Annotated in this window: 16 protein-coding genes; 7 read left to right on the forward strand and 9 right to left on the reverse strand. The window is 59.0% G+C overall.

The window, feature by feature from the left end; translation table 11 throughout:
* Positions 1 to 47 precede the first annotated feature (47 nt).
* From purB to ACR0JW_RS04385, 5 genes are all read left to right on the forward strand, one after another.
* The gene (gene purB / locus ACR0JW_RS04365) at positions 48 to 1,352 is read left to right on the forward strand and encodes an adenylosuccinate lyase (protein ID WP_170676393.1); all 1,305 of its coding nucleotides are present in this window, start codon (positions 48 to 50) and stop codon (positions 1,350 to 1,352) included.
* Between the two features lie 117 nt (positions 1,353 to 1,469).
* The gene (locus ACR0JW_RS04370; protein WP_170610212.1) at positions 1,470 to 1,622 is read left to right on the forward strand and encodes a chitin-binding domain-containing protein; all 153 of its coding nucleotides are present in this window, start codon (positions 1,470 to 1,472) and stop codon (positions 1,620 to 1,622) included.
* 102 nt (positions 1,623 to 1,724) lie between these two features.
* A complete protein-coding gene (locus tag ACR0JW_RS04375; protein WP_170610210.1) occupies positions 1,725 to 2,267 on the forward strand; it encodes a hypothetical protein in 543 nt (180 codons plus the stop codon).
* A 95-nt stretch (positions 2,268 to 2,362) separates the two neighbouring features.
* Positions 2,363 to 3,430: a flagellar motor switch protein FliG gene (locus ACR0JW_RS04380; RefSeq protein WP_480713637.1), complete on the forward strand. Its 1,068-nt coding sequence runs from the start codon at positions 2,363 to 2,365 to the stop codon at positions 3,428 to 3,430.
* A 113-nt stretch (positions 3,431 to 3,543) separates the two neighbouring features.
* A complete protein-coding gene (locus ACR0JW_RS04385) occupies positions 3,544 to 4,467 on the forward strand; it encodes a lysophospholipid acyltransferase family protein (RefSeq protein WP_170676391.1) in 924 nt (307 codons plus the stop codon).
* 1 nt (position 4,468) lies between these two features.
* On the opposite strand, the gene ACR0JW_RS04390 is transcribed toward ACR0JW_RS04385, so the two are convergent.
* A complete protein-coding gene (locus ACR0JW_RS04390; protein ID WP_480713607.1) occupies positions 4,469 to 5,161 on the reverse strand; it encodes a DUF1223 domain-containing protein in 693 nt (230 codons plus the stop codon).
* A 235-nt stretch (positions 5,162 to 5,396) separates the two neighbouring features.
* Between ACR0JW_RS04390 and acnA the strand changes: the two genes are divergently transcribed.
* Together acnA and ACR0JW_RS04400 are read left to right on the forward strand one after the other, a co-directional pair.
* On the forward strand, positions 5,397 to 8,087 hold the full coding sequence (gene acnA / locus ACR0JW_RS04395) for an aconitate hydratase AcnA (RefSeq protein ID WP_480713608.1): 2,691 nt from the start codon (positions 5,397 to 5,399) through the stop codon (positions 8,085 to 8,087).
* 144 nt (positions 8,088 to 8,231) lie between these two features.
* Positions 8,232 to 8,933: an SDR family NAD(P)-dependent oxidoreductase gene (locus tag ACR0JW_RS04400; RefSeq protein ID WP_480713609.1), complete on the forward strand. Its 702-nt coding sequence runs from the start codon at positions 8,232 to 8,234 to the stop codon at positions 8,931 to 8,933.
* Between the two features lie 25 nt (positions 8,934 to 8,958).
* Here ACR0JW_RS04400 and ACR0JW_RS04405 read toward each other — a convergent pair whose 3' ends face one another.
* The 8 genes from ACR0JW_RS04405 to secF form a co-directional block, all read right to left on the reverse strand.
* Positions 8,959 to 9,498 carry a DsbE family thiol:disulfide interchange protein gene (locus tag ACR0JW_RS04405; RefSeq protein ID WP_170610201.1) on the reverse strand — a complete coding sequence of 180 codons (540 nt, stop codon included), beginning with the start codon at positions 9,496 to 9,498 and terminating at the stop codon, positions 8,959 to 8,961.
* Positions 9,491 to 9,649 carry a heme exporter protein CcmD gene (gene ccmD, locus ACR0JW_RS04410; RefSeq protein WP_170610199.1) on the reverse strand — a complete coding sequence of 53 codons (159 nt, stop codon included), beginning with the start codon at positions 9,647 to 9,649 and terminating at the stop codon, positions 9,491 to 9,493. Before ccmD ends, ACR0JW_RS04405 begins: the two co-directional genes overlap by 8 nt.
* The gene (locus ACR0JW_RS04415; RefSeq protein WP_480713610.1) at positions 9,646 to 10,419 is read right to left on the reverse strand and encodes a heme ABC transporter permease; all 774 of its coding nucleotides are present in this window, start codon (positions 10,417 to 10,419) and stop codon (positions 9,646 to 9,648) included. The genes ccmD and ACR0JW_RS04415 overlap by 4 nt, the downstream gene beginning before the upstream one ends.
* Before the next feature lie 61 nt (positions 10,420 to 10,480).
* Positions 10,481 to 11,137, reverse strand: a complete 657-nt coding sequence (gene ccmB, locus ACR0JW_RS04420; RefSeq protein WP_480713611.1) for a heme exporter protein CcmB — start codon at positions 11,135 to 11,137, stop codon at positions 10,481 to 10,483.
* Complete coding sequence (gene ccmA / locus ACR0JW_RS04425; protein WP_170824613.1) at positions 11,134 to 11,748, reverse strand: heme ABC exporter ATP-binding protein CcmA; 615 nt, start codon at positions 11,746 to 11,748, stop codon at positions 11,134 to 11,136. Before ccmA ends, ccmB begins: the two co-directional genes overlap by 4 nt.
* 147 nt (positions 11,749 to 11,895) lie before the next feature.
* On the reverse strand, positions 11,896 to 12,249 hold the full coding sequence (locus ACR0JW_RS04430) for an Mth938-like domain-containing protein (RefSeq protein ID WP_170676376.1): 354 nt from the start codon (positions 12,247 to 12,249) through the stop codon (positions 11,896 to 11,898).
* A 9-nt stretch (positions 12,250 to 12,258) separates the two neighbouring features.
* Positions 12,259 to 13,005: a sulfite exporter TauE/SafE family protein gene (locus tag ACR0JW_RS04435; protein ID WP_170676374.1), complete on the reverse strand. Its 747-nt coding sequence runs from the start codon at positions 13,003 to 13,005 to the stop codon at positions 12,259 to 12,261.
* Positions 12,998 to 13,966 (reverse strand): protein translocase subunit SecF, encoded by a 969-nt coding sequence (gene secF, locus ACR0JW_RS04440; RefSeq protein ID WP_170676372.1) that lies wholly within the window; start codon positions 13,964 to 13,966, stop codon positions 12,998 to 13,000. Before secF ends, ACR0JW_RS04435 begins: the two co-directional genes overlap by 8 nt.

Below are 13,966 nucleotides of genomic sequence, written 5' to 3' on the forward strand. Positions count from 1 at the left end.
AACCCCGCGCAACGCCTCATCCCAAACACAAAAAGGTGCAGCCGCCAATGATACCCCGTTATTCCCGCCCTGACATGGTTGCCATCTGGTCGCCCGAGACCAAGTTCCGCATCTGGTACGAGATCGAGGCGCATGCCTGTGACGCCATGGCCGATCTGGGGGTGATCCCGCGCGAAAACGCCGAAGCCGTCTGGAAAGCCAAGGACGTGGAATTCGACGTGGCCCGCATCGACGAGATCGAAGCCGTCACAAAACATGACGTCATCGCTTTTCTGACCCATCTGGCCGAACATGTCGGCAGCGATGAGGCCCGCTTTGTCCATCAGGGCATGACCAGCTCGGACGTGCTGGACACGTGTTTCAACGTGCAGCTGACCCGCGCCGCAGATATTCTGGTCGCCGACCTCGAAGGTCTGCTGGCCGCATTGAAGCGCCGTGCGATCGAACACAAGGACACTGTCCGCATCGGTCGCAGCCACGGCATCCACGCCGAGCCGACAACCATGGGCCTGACATTCGCGCGTTTCTACGCCGAGATGGACCGCAACCTGTCCCGGATGCGCGATGCGCGCGCCGAGATTGCCACGGGCGGGATCAGCGGCGCGGTCGGCACCTTCGCCAATATCGACCCGCGCGTCGAGGAGCATGTCTGCGATCAACTGGGTCTGGTCCCCGAGCCAATCAGTACGCAGGTCATTCCCCGTGACCGTCATGCCGCGTTTTTTGCAACGCTGGGCGTCATCGCCAGCAGCATCGAAAACATCGCAATCGAAATCCGCCACATGCAGCGGACCGAGGTGTTGGAGGGGGCTGAGTTCTTCTCGATGGGTCAAAAAGGCTCTTCGGCCATGCCGCACAAGAAGAACCCGGTCCTGACCGAGAACCTGACCGGTCTGGCGCGCATGGTGCGCGCGGCCGTGATCCCGGCGATGGAAAACGTGGCGCTCTGGCACGAGCGGGATATCTCGCATTCTTCGGTCGAACGCATGATCGGACCGGATGCGACAATCACGCTGGACTTTGCGCTGGCACGACTGACAGGCGTGATCGACAAGATGCTGATCTTCCCCGAAAACATGATCGAAAACATGAACAAGTTCCCCGGCCTTGTGATGAGCCAGCGGGTGCTGCTGGCGCTGACCCAAGCTGGCGTCAGCCGCGAGGACGCCTATGCCATGGTTCAGCGCAACGCACTGAAAGTCTGGGAACACCGCACCGATTTCAAAGAAGAGCTGCTGGCAGACCCCGACGTCACCGCCGCATTGAGCGTCGAGGAAATCGAAGAGAAATTCGACCTTGGCTATCACACCAAACACGTGGACACGATTTTCGCCCGCGTCTTTGGTGAATAGCGCAGACGTTTGATTTCTTTCAGGACCCGGGTCGCTTCCCCGATCCGGGTCTTGTTTTTTGCCAGATTGAGGGAATTGGGTTATCCTGCAGGTGCATTTTCCGGATGGGAGAGTCCAATGTTTCGAACCATTCTCTGCGCGTTGACATTTTCCTGCGTTGCATCGGTCGCACTTGCCTGCAGCAATCACACCAATCAGACCCAGTCCTGCGCACCCGGCACAATCTGGGACACCGAGACACAAAGCTGCACCAAAATCGTCAACAGCTGAAAAATCTTTCCTGCTTGTGAATAAAAGCGATCAGTCAATTGTTAGCTTTTCTGAAGATCACGCTATGCTTTTGACAAGTTCCTTTGAAAACGGAGTAGGAATATGCGCCTCGTACTAGCTTCAGCACTTGCCCTTCAGGCTTTTGTGCTCGCTCCCGCCGCGTTTGCAGCAGGTGGTGGCGACAGCAGCCCCCCAAAGCCGACAAACACGACCAAGAAATGCCTGTTCGGACGCGTGTATGACGAGACGGCCGGTCGCTGTGTCAAACCGAACAAAACCAATTTCACCGAAGATCAGCTTTATGATGCAGTGCGGGAACTGGCCTACGATGGCCAGTATGAAAACGCCCAGGCGATATTGCGCGTGATGGATCAGAATGACGACCGCGTCATGACCTATTGGGGCTTTACCTATCGCAAGATGGGCGAACTGGAACTGGCCAACGTGTTTTATCAAAACGCTATCTCCGCCAACCCGGACAACATCCTTGCCCGTAGCTATATGGCGCAGGGTTTTGTTGCAGAAGGGAAAACCGATCTGGCCATTGCACAATGGCGCGAGATCAAGGCGCGGGGCGGCGAAGGCACATGGGCCGAGACTTCTCTGCGCGATGCAATCCGCACCGGACTGACCTACAGCTACTAAGGTTCAGGGTAAATTTACCTGTTGCTTCGTAGTCTGCTCGTGGAATCGCAATTTGGGACCGCGGGCAGATGCAAGACTCCAAAGCTCTGGTACATATGTCTCCGGCTGCTTCGACGCCGGTGATAGATAGGGAAGAAGAGGCAGCGCGTGTTGTGCCCCGACAGCTCAGCAACCGGCAAAAAGCCGCTGTTATCGTTCGGCTTCTTCTGAACGAAGGCGCCGACATTCCCTTGGAAGAACTCCCGGACGCCTTGCAGGAGAAACTGACCCATCAGCTGGGACAGATGGGGCTGGTGGACCGCGTCACGCTTGATGCGGTCGCTCGGGAATTCACGCGCGCGCTTGAAGGCGTCGGCTTGGCCTTCCCGCACGGGCTGGCAGGCGCTCTGGATGCCGTCAACGGCAAAATCACACCGGCAACGGCAGCGCGATTGCGAAAGGTTGCCGGCGTGCGTCAGATCGGCGACCCGTGGCTGCGGCTACGTGAAATACCTGTCGAAGATCTGGCCGGTATGGCGCAGGCGGAAAGCACCGAAATTGCCGCCGTGATGTTATCCAAGCTTGATACGCCCAAGGCCGCGGAACTGCTTGGTCATCTTCCAGGCCCCGTGGCCCGCCGCATAACCTATGCCGTATCCAAAACGGCCAACATCACGCCCGAAGCGGTTGAGCGGATTGGATGGTCGCTGGCCGCCCAACTGGATCAGCGCCCTGCACCGGCCTTTGCGGACCACCCCGGCGCCCGCGTCGGTGCAATCCTGAACCAGTCAGCCGCAACAACCCGGGACGGGTTGCTGACCGCGCTGGATGAAGAGGATTCCGACTTTGCCAGTGTGGTACGCCGGTCCATCTTTACCTTTGCCCACATATCAACTCGCATCACTGCGCGGGACATCCCCGCGCTGCTTCGCGGTATCGATCAACCCGTGCTAGTGACCGCACTGGCGGGCGCAATCGCCGATGAAGACAGGGCTTCGGTCGAATTCCTGCTTTCCAACATTTCTACGCGCATGGCGGAAAATCTGCACGAGGAAATGGGTGAACGGGGCAAGGTCAGGCAAAAGGATGCGGACGACGCGATGGCGCAGATTGTCGGTGTCATTCGCGCACTGGTGGATGAAGGAGCCATCACCTTGATCGAAGAAGAAGGCGATGAACAATAATGCCACGCACCGGAACGCAATGGTGATCCCTCCGGATTTGCTGAACGCTTGTGGTTGCGGTTTCTGACCTGTATGTCTGAGCCCGCAAATCGAATATCTGGTGAGACACCTACATGCCCGTCGAAAAGTCGGAACTGAGCCGCTTTGAGCTTGGTAAATACTACATCACCAGCCTTTTCCTCAAAGCTGTAATCGGTACGATGCGGCTATTGCCGTACGAACGGCGCATTGCGGCAATGGGTGCCATTGTGCGCGGCCTGTCGCCGATTGTTGGCTTCACAAACCGCGTGCGCCGCAACCTCAAACTCACATGTCCCGATCTGCCCGATGCCGAGGTTCGCCGGATTTGCAGCGCCGTTCCCGACAATGCGGGCCGCGCGATTATGGAGCATTTTTCGCCCGAAGGCTTTTCCGAGCGGCAGAAGGATGCCAAAATTTCGGGTCCCGGCATCGCTGCTTTTGATGCCGCCGTGGCCGAAGGCAAACCGGTCATGATGATTACCGCGCATTTCGGACACTACCTCGCGGCCCGGGTCGCGCTGCAGAACCACAGCGGCAAACCCATCGGGTGCCTGTATCGCCGAATGGCCAACCCGTATTTCAACGACATTTACGTTGAAGCTTTTTACAAAACCGGTGAGCCGATGTTCGAACAGGGCCGTCGGGGTATGGTCGAAATGGTTCGTTCGCTCAAAAAAGGCGGGATCATCGCCATCGTGTCCGACCTGCACGCCCAGGGCGGTGAGGAACTGACTTTTTTCGGCAAACCGGCTGTCACCTCGGTTTTGAATGCGGAACTGGCGATCAAATATGGTGCCGTGCTGATCCCATGCTATGCAGTGCGCCAGCCGAACGGGATCGATTTCGAGATCATTCTGCATGATCCTGTTCCGCATACCGACGCCAAAACAATGACCCAGTTCACCAATGATGATCTTGAAGCCGTGGTTCGCAAACACATGGGTCAGTGGTTTTGGATTCACCGACGCTGGAAAACATGGAACGGGCTGGGGGTTCAGCCGGAAGATATGCCCTAATTCATTCTGCCTTGGCTGCAGCAACGATGGGGCCGTGCCCAGTTTTCTGCACGAGCACGACCGCAGGAAGGTCCGAGGTCAACACCGTCGAAAACCGCTGTGGCGCGACCCCGTCCCACTGCCCGGCGATCTGCCAGGATTCGACAACATTGGCATAGTCCAGTTCGTGTCCCGCCAACTCGCCCCTGCGGATCGAGGCGTGTCGCATCGGAGAATACTGAACGACACGCACGTCATACGTCTCTCCAACCGGTAGATTGACGGGCGTCACATCCACAACAACGTCGTTCCCAATCCGGCTGGCATTGACTGAAGCCTTAGGGGTGGCTTTGAGATGCGCGTCAATCAGTCGGTTCAGTTCCCGCAACTGCGCGCCAACGATGTCCTGTTGGCCGTTTATCACCATCTGCGGTGTGTAAATCATCGACCGCCCGCCCTGAAGGGCATAGGCGCGTTGACGCGTCGTATGATCGGGATCGGCGAATTCGTCTTTCCAGCCGATGTAGTCCCAGTAGTCGACGTGTAACGCCAGCCCGATGACGTCGTCGCGCTTGACCAGATCATGCAGGATTCGATCCGCAGGCGGGCAGGATGAACAGCCCTGAGAGGTAAAAAGTTCCACAACGACAGGATCGTTTTCAGCCAAAACCGGTGCCGCCAATAGCAATGACGTAAGCGTTGAAAAGATAGTCATTCTGTACATGGCGGCCTCGGTTTGGTCAGTTGCCAGACAGGTTTAGACCGTTCAAAGATCAACCGCCAATCAAGGTTTCTTGAGACCTGTGACACCTAAAATGTAAAAAATGTGTGCAATGGTATACAAAAATTGCCGCACTTGTCGTGTTGGACCTTGAACCAGGGCCAAACGTGATGCAGATACCCCTCAGCGAATCCCATAATCCACGTCATTTTGAGAGGGAGGCCATTAGATGCCCATCAAAGTCGGACAGGATACCGCCAAGACACGCCGCAGCCTGAGCGTGAATGGCAAGTCCATTTCCTATTACTCGATCCCCGCCGCGCAAGAGGCCGGTCTGGGCGATTTTTCCAAGCTTCCCGCCGCGCTGAAAGTCGTGCTGGAAAACATGTTGCGGTTCGAAGATGACGGCTTTTCGGTTTCGGTCGACGACATCAAGGCTTTTGCGGAATGGGGCGCAAAGGGCGGCAAGAACCCGCGCGAGATCGCCTATCGTCCGGCCCGCGTCCTGATGCAGGACTTCACCGGCGTTCCTGCCGTGGTCGACCTTGCCGCGATGCGCGACGGCATCAAGGGTCTGGGCGGCGATGCTCAGAAGATCAATCCGCTGAACCCGGTTGATCTAGTCATCGACCACTCGGTGATGATTGACGAATTCGGCAACCCGCGCGCGTTCCAGATGAATGTCGACCGCGAATATGAGCGGAACATGGAGCGTTACCAGTTCTTGAAGTGGGGACAGTCGGCCTTCAACAACTTCCGCGTTGTGCCCCCCGGAACCGGTATCTGCCACCAGGTGAACCTAGAGTATCTGGCGCAGACCGTCTGGACCGACACCGACCAGAATGGGGATGAAGTCGCCTACCCCGACACGCTTGTCGGAACTGACAGCCACACCACAATGGTCAACGGCATGGCCGTTCTGGGTTGGGGCGTAGGCGGGATCGAGGCCGAGGCCGCAATGCTGGGTCAGCCGATCTCGATGCTGATCCCCGAAGTCATCGGCTTTGAACTGACCGGCGATCTGGTCGAAGGCACCACCGGGACCGACCTTGTTCTGAAGGTCGTGGAAATGCTGCGTGAAAAAGGCGTGGTCGGCAAATTCGTCGAGTTCTACGGTGAGGGTCTGGACCGTCTGCCGCTGGCCGACCGTGCGACCATCGCCAACATGGCACCGGAATACGGCGCGACTTGTGGTTTCTTCCCGATCGACGGTGAAACGCTGCGCTACCTGCGCAACACCGGCCGTGACGAAGACCGCATCGCACTGGTCGAAGCCTACGCCAAAGAAAACGGCTTCTGGCGCGATGAGAACTATGCGCCGATCTACACCGACACCCTGTCGCTGGACATGGGCACCATCGTTCCCGCGATCTCGGGCCCGAAACGCCCGCAGGACTATGTTGCACTGACCAACGCCAAGGCCGCCTTCACCAAGGAAATGGCCGAGACGTTCAAGCGTCCGATGGGCAAGGAAGTCGCCGTCACAGGCGAAGACTACACCATGGAATCGGGCAAGGTCGTAATCGCCTCGATCACCTCGTGCACCAACACCTCGAACCCATACGTGATGATTGGCGCGGGTCTGGTGGCACGCAAAGCCGCTGCGCTGGGTCTGGACCGCAAGCCGTGGGTCAAAACCTCGCTGGCACCGGGGTCGCAGGTCGTCTCCGCCTATCTTGAGGCCGCCGGCCTGCAGGAAGATCTGGACAAGATCGGCTTCAACCTTGTCGGTTACGGCTGCACCACCTGTATCGGCAACTCGGGTCCCATCCAGAAAGAGCTGTCCGATGCGATTGCCGAGGGCGATCTGGTTGCCACGTCGGTCCTGTCGGGCAACCGGAACTTCGAAGGCCGTATCTCGCCTGACGTACGTGCCAACTATCTGGCCTCACCGCCGCTGGTTGTCGTTTACGCGCTGGCCGGCACGATGGATATCGACCTGACGTCGGAACCGATTGGTCAGGACAAGGACGGCAATGACGTCTTCATGAAAGACATCTGGCCGACCCAGCAGGAAGTTGCGGAACTGGTCGAACAGACCGTGACCCGCGAGGCGTTCCAGTCGAAATACGCCGACGTCTTCAAGGGCGACGAGAAGTGGCAGTCGGTCGAGACCACCGATGCGGAGACCTATGACTGGCCCCCGACCTCGACCTACATTCAGAACCCGCCCTACTTCCAGGGCATGGGGTCCGAGCCTGGCACGATCTCGAATATCGATGGCGCCAAGGTTCTACTGATCCTGGGTGACATGATCACCACCGACCACATCTCGCCTGCAGGTTCCTTTGCGACGACAACTCCGGCCGGCAAGTATCTTACGGACCGTCAGGTTCAGCCGCGCGAGTTCAACTCGTACGGGTCGCGCCGCGGCAACCACGAGGTCATGATGCGCGGCACTTTTGCCAACATCCGCGTCAAAAACGAGATGCTGGACGGCGTCGAAGGCGGCTATACCAAAGGCCCTGATGGCGAACAGACCTCGGTCTACGAGGCGTCGATGGCTTATCAGGAACAGGGCGTTCCGCTTGTCGTCTTTGGCGGCGAGCAGTACGGCGCGGGGTCTTCGCGTGACTGGGCGGCTAAAGGCACGGCCCTGTTGGGCGTCAAGGCCGTGATCGCTGAAAGCTTCGAGCGTATTCACCGTTCGAACCTGGTTGGCATGGGCGTTATCCCGTTCGAGTTTACCGGTGGCGATACTCGTAAATCGCTGGGTCTGAAGGGGGATGAAACGGTTTCGATCCACGGTCTGGATACCATCCAGCCGCTGCAAGAGGTTCCCTGTACCATCATCTATGGTGACGGTTCCGAGAAGACCATCACCCTCAAGTGCCGCATCGATACCGCGCCCGAGATTGAATACATCGAGAACGGCGGCGTGCTGCACTATGTGTTGCGGAACCTGGCCAAAGCAGGCTGAGCCGGGACAGATAAAGCTTTTTGAAGGGCGCCCTTTGCGGGCGCCTTTTTCTTGCGCGGCATTGCCTCGCTCTACAGGGTATTTTCAAACAGAAGAAGTTGCCTTTTGCCCCTAACCCCGTTCTGGTGTGGGCAGGAGAAGCAGATGAAAAAAGTGGCATTGGTTACGGGCGGCGCACGGGGAATTGGGCGGGCGATTGTCGAGGAACTGGAAAAAGATCACCGGGTCGCATTCACATGGCGCTCCACTGAGCCGACGCAGTTGAAAGCGAACCACAACCTGCTGTCAATACGGTCTGACCTGACGCAAAAGGAGCAGCCAGAAGCTGTCATAGCACAAGTTCTGGATCATTTTGGCCAGTTGGATGTGATCGTGAACAACGCCGGTCTGGTTGCCTCAACTCCGAAAGAGCATTTTGAAGCGGAAGACCATCGGGCGATCCTGGATCTGAACCTTCTGGTTCCGGCCGCATTGCTGGCAGCGGCCCTGCCGCACCTTCATCCGGGGGCGACCGTCGTCAGCATATCTTCGGTCAATTCGGTACTACCACCACGTGACGCGGTCACCTATGGGGCCAGCAAAGCGGCGCTGAACCTCTGGACCCGCGCCATGGCGAAAGAGCTTGGGCCGGCCGGAGTTCGCGTCAATGCGGTCGCGCCGGGTGCGATCAACATCCCCGAGGCACCACGTCCGGATGACCTGACCGAGTTATTCGTCAAGGACACCGCGCTGGGACGCGCCGGAACCCCAAGCGATATTGCCGGGGCCGTGCGATTTCTGTGTTCCGACGCGGCATCCTTCATAACCGGAGAGGTTCTGACGGTCTCAGGCGGGTATCGCCTTTGAATGCAGTCGGCCCAAGCTTACCAGCCTATTGCACTGCCGCCTTCTCCAGTGCAGGGCGGATCGTGCTTGCGATGACACGCTGGGTGATTGGCCCGGCATGGCGCAGAATGATGGTGCCCTCGCCGTCAATCACATAGGTCTCAGGTACGCCGTAGACGCCCCAGTCCAACCCCATACGCCCCTGCTCATCCCGTCCGATCCCGGCGTAGGGATCGCCCAGTTCGGTCAGAAAAGCTTCGGCATTACCCAACGGGTCTTTGTAATTGATGCCGTAGATCGGAATGCCTTCCTGCGCCAGAGCCTCCAGATTCGGGTGTTCGGCCCGGCACGGGGCGCACCAGCTGGCCCAGTAGTTGACCAGCTTGACCTCTCCGTCGCGCAGGGTGGCATCGTCGAAGCCGGATTTGCCGGGGAACTCAGTCATGACGACGGGCGGCGCGGTCTGGCCTTCCCGGGCCGAGGGCAATGCATTGGGGTCGTCGCGGAACATCCCGATTCCCGCCAAAACGGCAAACGCGCCAAAGATCAGCGGCGGCGCGATCATAAGTGGCGAGATCTTAGCCATTGCGCGTCATCCTCTGTTCGATTTTTTCCATTTCGGCGCGCACCTTGCGTCCGCGCAGCACGCTGAACACGACCAGGGCAACCAAAAGGACAATCGAGGCCGCATAGGCCGACAAAACCGTATCCGCATATTTACCAAGATCGGGGATCATCCGCCCACCCTTTCCCGTGCCAGCAGCGCCTTGATCCGGCGCGCCCGGATTTCCGTGCCGGCGCGATACAGCACCAGCGCGATGAACAGAAGGACAAAGCCAACGATGCACAAAAGCAGCGGGTAGAAATAGATGTTGCTGACCTTCTCTTCGGTATCCGCCCCGGTCACAGCTGCAGCGCGCATCACGGATGCACCCTGATGCAGACCCTGATTCCAGAAATTCACCGCATAGCGGCTGAGGATCGCAAAGACCGACCCCACCAGACACAACACCGATGTCAGGTCGGCCGCTGTATCAGGGTCCTCAATCGCCTCCCACAGGGCCACATAGCCCAGATAGAACAGGAACAGGATCAGGAACGAGGTCAGGCGCGGATCCCAGGCCCACCATGTTCCCCACATCGGCTGCCCCCAGATCGCGCCGGTTGCCAGTGCGATCAGTGTCATGACTATTCCGACCGGTGCCGCAGCCCGTGCAGCCAGCGCGCTGACATGATGGCGCCGCACCAGCCAGACCAGCGATGTCGCCAGCATCATCAGCCAGCAATTGATCGCCATCAAAGCGGCGGGCACATGCAGATAGATGATCTTGACGGTCGAGCCCTGTTTGTAGTCGTCAGGGGTAAAGAAAAACCCCCAGATCAGGCCGACGACAATGCAAACCGTCGAGGTGACCCAGAAGAACGGCAGCACACGTTCACTGGTGGCAAGAAACTTGCGCGGGTTGGCATATTCCCAGAGGGCGTTGGCTTTGGCTGCAATCGACATGGGCTCTATCTAGTCCGACTCGGGTCTGTTCTCAATTGACATCAGTCAAAGTTGTGGCGGTTCACCGCAGATTGATCCGCAGCACGGCGGCGCTGGCAAAGGGCAGCAGGGCTATGGTTGCTGCCGTAATTCCGGCCAGCATCAACAGGGGCGTTTGTGTTTCCATGCCAGTCGCGCCCCGCCGGGCGACTTCGGCACCGAAAATCAGCGTCGGCACATAAAGCGGAAGAACCAGCAGTGACAGCAGCAGTCCGCCACGTTTGAGCCCCACGGTCAGCGCCGCGCCAAACGTGCCGATGACGCTCATCGCCGGGGTGCCGATCAGAAGCGAGATGACCAACCAGAAAAACCCCGGCGCAGGCAGGTTCAGCAACACGCCCAGAAACGGCGCGGCCAGGACCAACGGCAAGCCGGTGGTCAGCCAATGGGCCAGCGCCTTGATCGTCACGACAGCCTCGAGCGGCAGTGGCGCGGTGGCCAGAAGGTCCAGTGATCCGTCCTCCCAATCCAGTGCCAGAAGACGATCCAGCGACAAGAGGCACGCCAACAGCGCCCCCAGCCACAGGACGCCTGGCGCGATAGTCGACAGCAGCGAAGATTGCGGCCCTACGGAAAACGGTACCAATACGGTCACGATCAGAAAAAAGGCCAGACCCAGACCAAAACCCCCGCCCGCGCGGAAGGCCAGCTTCAGGTCGCGCAAAAGAACGGCGATCACAGGAAACCTCCGTCAAAGTCGTCGATGGGTTTTGGTTTGGCCTTGTTGGGACCGACATCCAGAACCTCTCCGTCCAGCCCAAGGTCGATATGGGTGGCGATCAGGGCCGAACCACCCTGCCCCAGATGCGCGCGCACCGCATCGGCGAACATCTGCACGGCATTGCGATCCAGAGACACGGTGGGTTCGTCCAACATCCAGATCGGGCGTCCGGTGACAAGCATTCGGGCCAGACCCAGACGACGTTTCTGACCTGCGGACAGGTTGCCGGCGTGGCGGTCTGCCAGATCATTCAGGTCAAAGGCGTCCAGCGCGGGCTGAATGTCCGGTGTGGCAAAAACCGAAGCCCAGAAAGTCAGGTTTTCTGTCACTGACAGGGTGGGTTTCAACCCGTCCGAATGCGCGGCATAGGCGATCCGGTCCTCGGCCCCTTCGATCCGGCCAGACAAGGGCGGCTGCAACCCGGCCAGAGTTCGTAGCAGGGTTGTTTTTCCAATCCCGTTGGGGCCGCGCAGGATCAGTGCGCGACCGGGTTCCAGCACAAAGCTTAGTCCTTCGAGAACGGGGATACCGCCCCGGGTGACGGCAAGATCGCTAACGGTCAGTGTCATGCGTTCCGCTTATCTTATTGCTGCCAGACGCAAAAGGCGGGATTTGCCGCAGGAGAACAGCCTTTGCGTTTTTAGAAGGAAGCGGAGCGAGGGGCCGGCCCCTCGCGCTCCCCGGGATATTTTTGGCCAGATGAAGAGCGGATCCGGTCAAACAGGGATCAGGGCCAGCGCCACGCGCCGGCCTTCGGACAGCAGCACGTTATAGGTTCGGCAGGCCGCTGGTGAGTTCATGATCTCGACCCCAAGGCCTGCGCCCTCCAATGCGACACGCAAGTCGGCCGGGATGTGAGAAAGTTCAGCGCCGGTGCCGATGAAGACCACATCGACGTCGTCGGACAACTCCAGCAAAGCGTCCTGATCATCGTAGCCGCCCCAACCGGCGGTGCCGGTCGGACCGGTTAGAACAGACCCTTCGTAGACCTGCCCGCCGATGCGGAAGAAGCCGGGACCGTAGCCGTCAACCGGTGCAGAGCTGTTATATGTTATCTCGTTCAAGCGCATGGCCCGTGTTTATCCCCAAAGCGGCAAGCCCGACAAGGCCGCAACGGCAATCGCCAGATAGGCGCTTGCACGGTAGATCCTCTCGCGCTCGGGCCGGAAAAGCCACCCTCCAAGCCAGTTTCCAGCCAGATTCGGAACGGCCAGCGCCAGACCCAGCCCGATCGACGCCAGGGTGACCCGGCCCATTCCTGTCAATATCCCAAGCAACAGGAAATCAAAGGCAAAGAGGAACAACAGAATGGTGGCCCGAACAACTTCAATCGGCAGCGGGCGCGACATGTAGAACAGAATGACAGCGGGGCCCGGCAACCCTGCGACACCACCAAGGAAACCAGCGGCTGCTCCAATCCCCGCAACCATGGCGCGGCGCACGCGCCCCCGATAGCGCAGGCCAGAGGCAAGTACGGCGAGCATGAACAGTGAGATCAGACTGACCGCGTACCGGAACACCACGGGTTCCACCTGCGTCAGCAGCCACAATCCAATCGGCAACGTCACCGCACATCCAAGGACCAGCCGCAGAAGATCCGACCGATCGACGGCGACCCAGGCTCGGCGTAGATTCGGAACCGGACCGAAAATATCCATGACTGTCAGGGCAATCAGCGCACCGAACGGGCCCAGAAATGGCGCGGACAGAGGAAGAAAGATCAGAGCGGTGCCGAACCCGGAAAAACCGCGCACGAAACCGCCCAGAAAAGCCGCGAACAAAACGATGGCCAGCCCCGCCGGGGACTGGCCCGAAAGCTCAGGCATCGATGTTTGCGAACTGGTTGCCCGCCGTGTTTGACGGCTTGGACCAGTCGCGTTTGACACCCAGCCACAGCAGGATGGTCGAAGCCACGAAGACCGAGGAATAGGTACCCACGATCACGCCCCAGATCATCGCAAAGACAAAGCCGCGGATCACGTCCCCGCCCAGTACATACAACGAAATCAGCGCCAGCAGAGTGGTGACCGAGGTCATCACCGTCCGGCTCAGTGTTTCGTTGATCGAAAGGTTCAGAACCTCTTTGAGGTCCTTCTTCTTGTACTTGCGCAGGTTCTCGCGCACCCGGTCGAACACAACCACTGTGTCGTTCAGAGAGTAGCCGACAATGGTCAGCAGCGCCGCGATGATGGCCAGGTCGAAGCGGATCTGCAGCTCTGAAAAGATACCGATGGTCAGGATCACGTCATGTACCAGCGCGGCCACTGCGCCCAGGGCAAACTGCCATTCGAACCGCAGCCAGATGTAGACAAGCACCGCAGCGATGGCCAAAGCCACCGCGATGACCGCAGTCTGGATCAGCTCGCCGGACACTTTTGGACCAACGGATTCGACCGAGACGAACTGAATATCCGGCACCGCAGCTTGCAGCGCCCCTTCCACTGCTGTCACGGTAGCGGCGGAAACGGCTTCGGCATCGGCTTGCGCCTGAATGCGGATCATTGCGACGTTTTCGTCCTCGCCGAAAGTCGGATCGAAAATCTCGGTGATGGTCACGTCACCCAGTTCGAGCGGCGCGATAGCATCGCGATAGGTGCCCACATCAATTTCCTGCGCGCTTTGCGTCCGAATCGTGGTGCCGCCGCGAAAGTCGATACCAAAGTTCAGACCCTGGATCAGGAACGAGGCGAAGCCCACGATCATCAGCAAAGCCGAAATGCCCAGCCAGACTTTCCAGCGGCTGAAGAAATCGAACGAGGTTTCCTTGGGAACAAGTCTCAGTCGCAT

The sequence above is a fragment of the Ruegeria sp. BG6 genome (genome assembly GCF_056538465.1).

What these genes read in the sequence shown, in the direction of transcription:
- purB (WP_170676393.1), top strand. Translation starts at nt 48, where the DNA reads ATGATACCCCGTTATTCCCGCCCTGACATGGTTGCCATCTGGTCGCCC.
- ACR0JW_RS04400 (WP_480713609.1), top strand. Translation starts at nt 8,232, where the DNA reads ATGAAAAAAGTGGCATTGGTTACGGGCGGCGCACGGGGAATTGGGCGG.
- ACR0JW_RS04430 (WP_170676376.1), bottom strand. Translation starts at nt 12,249, where the DNA reads ATGCGCTTGAACGAGATAACATATAACAGCTCTGCACCGGTTGACGGC.
- ACR0JW_RS04435 (WP_170676374.1), bottom strand. Translation starts at nt 13,005, where the DNA reads ATGCCTGAGCTTTCGGGCCAGTCCCCGGCGGGGCTGGCCATCGTTTTG.
- acnA (WP_480713608.1), top strand. Translation starts at nt 5,397, where the DNA reads ATGCCCATCAAAGTCGGACAGGATACCGCCAAGACACGCCGCAGCCTG.
- ccmA (WP_170824613.1), bottom strand. Translation starts at nt 11,748, where the DNA reads ATGACACTGACCGTTAGCGATCTTGCCGTCACCCGGGGCGGTATCCCC.
- ccmD (WP_170610199.1), bottom strand. Translation starts at nt 9,649, where the DNA reads ATGATCCCCGATCTTGGTAAATATGCGGATACGGTTTTGTCGGCCTAT.
- secF (WP_170676372.1), bottom strand. Translation starts at nt 13,966, where the DNA reads ATGCGACTGAGACTTGTTCCCAAGGAAACCTCGTTCGATTTCTTCAGC.
- ACR0JW_RS04370 (WP_170610212.1), top strand. Translation starts at nt 1,470, where the DNA reads ATGTTTCGAACCATTCTCTGCGCGTTGACATTTTCCTGCGTTGCATCG.
- ACR0JW_RS04375 (WP_170610210.1), top strand. Translation starts at nt 1,725, where the DNA reads ATGCGCCTCGTACTAGCTTCAGCACTTGCCCTTCAGGCTTTTGTGCTC.
- ACR0JW_RS04415 (WP_480713610.1), bottom strand. Translation starts at nt 10,419, where the DNA reads ATGTCGATTGCAGCCAAAGCCAACGCCCTCTGGGAATATGCCAACCCG.
- ACR0JW_RS04380 (WP_480713637.1), top strand. Translation starts at nt 2,363, where the DNA reads ATGTCTCCGGCTGCTTCGACGCCGGTGATAGATAGGGAAGAAGAGGCA.
- ACR0JW_RS04385 (WP_170676391.1), top strand. Translation starts at nt 3,544, where the DNA reads ATGCCCGTCGAAAAGTCGGAACTGAGCCGCTTTGAGCTTGGTAAATAC.
- ACR0JW_RS04405 (WP_170610201.1), bottom strand. Translation starts at nt 9,498, where the DNA reads ATGGCTAAGATCTCGCCACTTATGATCGCGCCGCCGCTGATCTTTGGC.
- ACR0JW_RS04390 (WP_480713607.1), bottom strand. Translation starts at nt 5,161, where the DNA reads ATGACTATCTTTTCAACGCTTACGTCATTGCTATTGGCGGCACCGGTT.